At 55.7% G+C, this 2,471-nt stretch carries 4 protein-coding genes; all 4 read right to left on the bottom strand.

Features of this window, described 5'->3' with window-relative positions:
- Positions 1 to 56 precede the first annotated feature (56 nt).
- Complete coding sequence (locus ACWI8T_RS09470; protein ID WP_449138763.1) at positions 57 to 212, bottom strand: rhodanese-like domain-containing protein; 156 nt, start codon at positions 210 to 212, stop codon at positions 57 to 59.
- Between the two features lie 373 nt (positions 213 to 585).
- A complete protein-coding gene (locus tag ACWI8T_RS09465) occupies positions 586 to 1,092 on the bottom strand; it encodes a metallophosphoesterase family protein (protein WP_337493172.1) in 507 nt (168 codons plus the stop codon).
- Between the two features lie 198 nt (positions 1,093 to 1,290).
- Positions 1,291 to 1,761 carry a 23S rRNA (pseudouridine(1915)-N(3))-methyltransferase RlmH gene (gene rlmH, locus ACWI8T_RS09460; RefSeq protein WP_329932711.1) on the bottom strand — a complete coding sequence of 157 codons (471 nt, stop codon included), beginning with the start codon at positions 1,759 to 1,761 and terminating at the stop codon, positions 1,291 to 1,293.
- Between the two features lie 249 nt (positions 1,762 to 2,010).
- The coding region (locus ACWI8T_RS09455; RefSeq protein ID WP_449138762.1) for an NYN domain-containing protein at positions 2,011 to 2,471 on the bottom strand (461 nt) is incomplete at its 5' end.

Here is a 2,471-nt window from a genome sequence, read left to right as displayed (position 1 = left end):
GAAAGCTCCAGGCCTTTACCATTGGGGTGCGGTGCTTGGCCTGGCTCGCGGTGCGCTTAATCGAATAAGCAATCGACGATATCGTCAACAGACATGTTACCAGCGCCAGGAATATGCCCAGCATCGAATTCCTCTTCGTCGCGCACGTCGACCAATAGCATATACGGGTCATTGGCAAGCATTTCCTGCAGTTCCGCGTGATCAAGTTCCATAGCAAGCCCTTCGTTATAAATTGTTTTCACGACCTGGGCCGTGTTATAATACGGTCAGATGGCAGCGCCCGCCGAACTAACACACTTTCCAGGGGAGTTAGCTACGGGTGATGCTTTCGTTTATGTTGGGCCGGTCTTACGACCGGCTTTTTTCATTTCCTAGGCACCATTTTCTTTTCTCGTTTCTTCCTGCTTTGGATTCGCTCAGCACTATCGAAAATAAATCCAATAATTGAGCACCATGTCGCAACGGCCATCACAATATCCATGGCGGTAACTCCTATCAAAATCGAAGGAAGCATCACCCGCAGGAATCGGCGAGCACTACCGCATCATATTGTATAATCGAACACACGTTCGAATATTATGAAGATTACCCGAGCTCGACGAAGCGAATTTCTTTCACGGCGCCATTCTCGATGGCGATTTTCGCAAGCTGCCGTTTCGAGCCACCGCGCGGACGCGTTACCGAGCCGGGACACAGCACCACATCGGCGGGAGAAGCGGCCGAACCGCGCAGCAATTCGGGCACATGGGTATGCCCATGAATCGCCACCTGCGGCACGGGGTCACCAGGCTTCAATACATTTGTGCGACCCGACAGAATCGCGCGCAAATCCGTTGGCGTATGCGTCACGAGAAAACGCACTCCGCCAATACGGGGAGTCGCCACCGTTCCGACCGATTCGCCATATTCGGGATAGTCGTTATTGCCCAGCACAGCACATACCGGCGCAAGCCCACCAAGCTCGAGCATTATTCCTGGACCGCAAATGTCGCCCGCATGAATGATGAAGTCGCAGTCGGCCAGTTCCGCATACGCGTCTTCAGGAAGTCGTCCATGCGTATCAGAAAGCACGCCAACAAGAAGCCGTGACACGCAACCCCCTTCTTTCAACACCGAAGAAACCCTATTCGCACCAAGGTCAGCGAGCAAGGGTTTTAGGCGAGCAGATTGGCTTGAAGGCGAGCTGCCGCGTAGCAGCGCTACGCAAAGCGAAGCCTGAAAGCCACGATGCCGCATAAAACCCGGCGCAGCGTCGAGCAGTTGCGCCGTTCGGCAGAACGGCGCAACCAATTATTTATGATATGGCTCGCCACGCGAGATTTTGAATGCCCGATAGATTTGCTCGAGCAGCACCACGCGTGCCAGATTATGGGGAAGCGTAATTTTGCCGAAAGACATGCTTTCGTCGGCAACGTCGTGCACGCCTTGGCTCACGCCGCCGGAGCCGCCCACGATGAACGAAATCTCGCTCACGCCGGAAAGCGCCAACGCATCGACGCGCGCCGCAATACCCTCGCTCGAAAGCTGTCTTCCGCCCACATCGAGCAGAATGACATGCGAATGCTCGGGCAGCTTCTCCAGAATAAAACGGCCCTCCTTCGTGCGCGCGCCCTCTTCCCCACCGACTCTCGCCGGATCACAATCGGGCACCTCGTCGACGCGCACCTTCGCATAGCCTTTAAGGCGCTTCAGGTACTCGTCGCATGCCTCCTTCCAGAATCGCTCTTTCAACTTCCCTACGGCAACGACCTGGATTTTCATTGGCCCACTCCTTTCCCTTAATACGATTTAGGCGCCACCACGACGGCGACGCCTAAGCGGATTCGTTAATTTGATTGTAGCGAAAGCCCGAGCGCTTCTCAACGGCGCATTTCCAGCCGCAAACGGCATCTCGAAGAGAAACCCCGAGGCTAGCTTTGCCGAGCCACGATGCACGAAAAACAACGGCAGCGCGACCTTTGGGGACTCTTTGCGCCAAGCCGAGGGTCGGAAGCTTCGTTTATTCACCCACTACAGCGAATCGCGAAGCGCCTTCAGTTTCGCAACCGTATCGCCGCCCAAACGCTCAGCGACCGTGTTCTTCACGGCCGTTTTCGGCGACTCATCCAAATGAAACTCGTGGGCATTCACCGCCACTGCTCGACTGAAGCCGTTCGCGCTCATGCGATCGACGCCGCCGCCGAATACGGTGTTCTGAATAGCCGCATCGCTCGACACCACCATGGTCTCAATGCCTCGGGCGCGCGCATCCCACGCGAGCTTCTCGATCACCTTATCGGCGGAATCGCCCGCACGCGAGAACATAATGCGTACACCAGCGATTTTTTCAAAGCTGCCATCGGAATATTCGTTGTCAGCCCCATCGAACACGATAATCGCTTCGAAGTCGCGGCCAGCGTACATCACCACATCGTCAATGAGCGCTTCGCGAGCGCGATTGAACGAATCGGTATCGTAATCGGGGTTCGGGC

The sequence above is a fragment of the Slackia sp. genome (assembly GCF_977041755.1).
The sequence above is the reverse complement of the archived record's forward strand: the minus strand, read 5'-3'. Positions and strand labels throughout refer to the sequence as shown.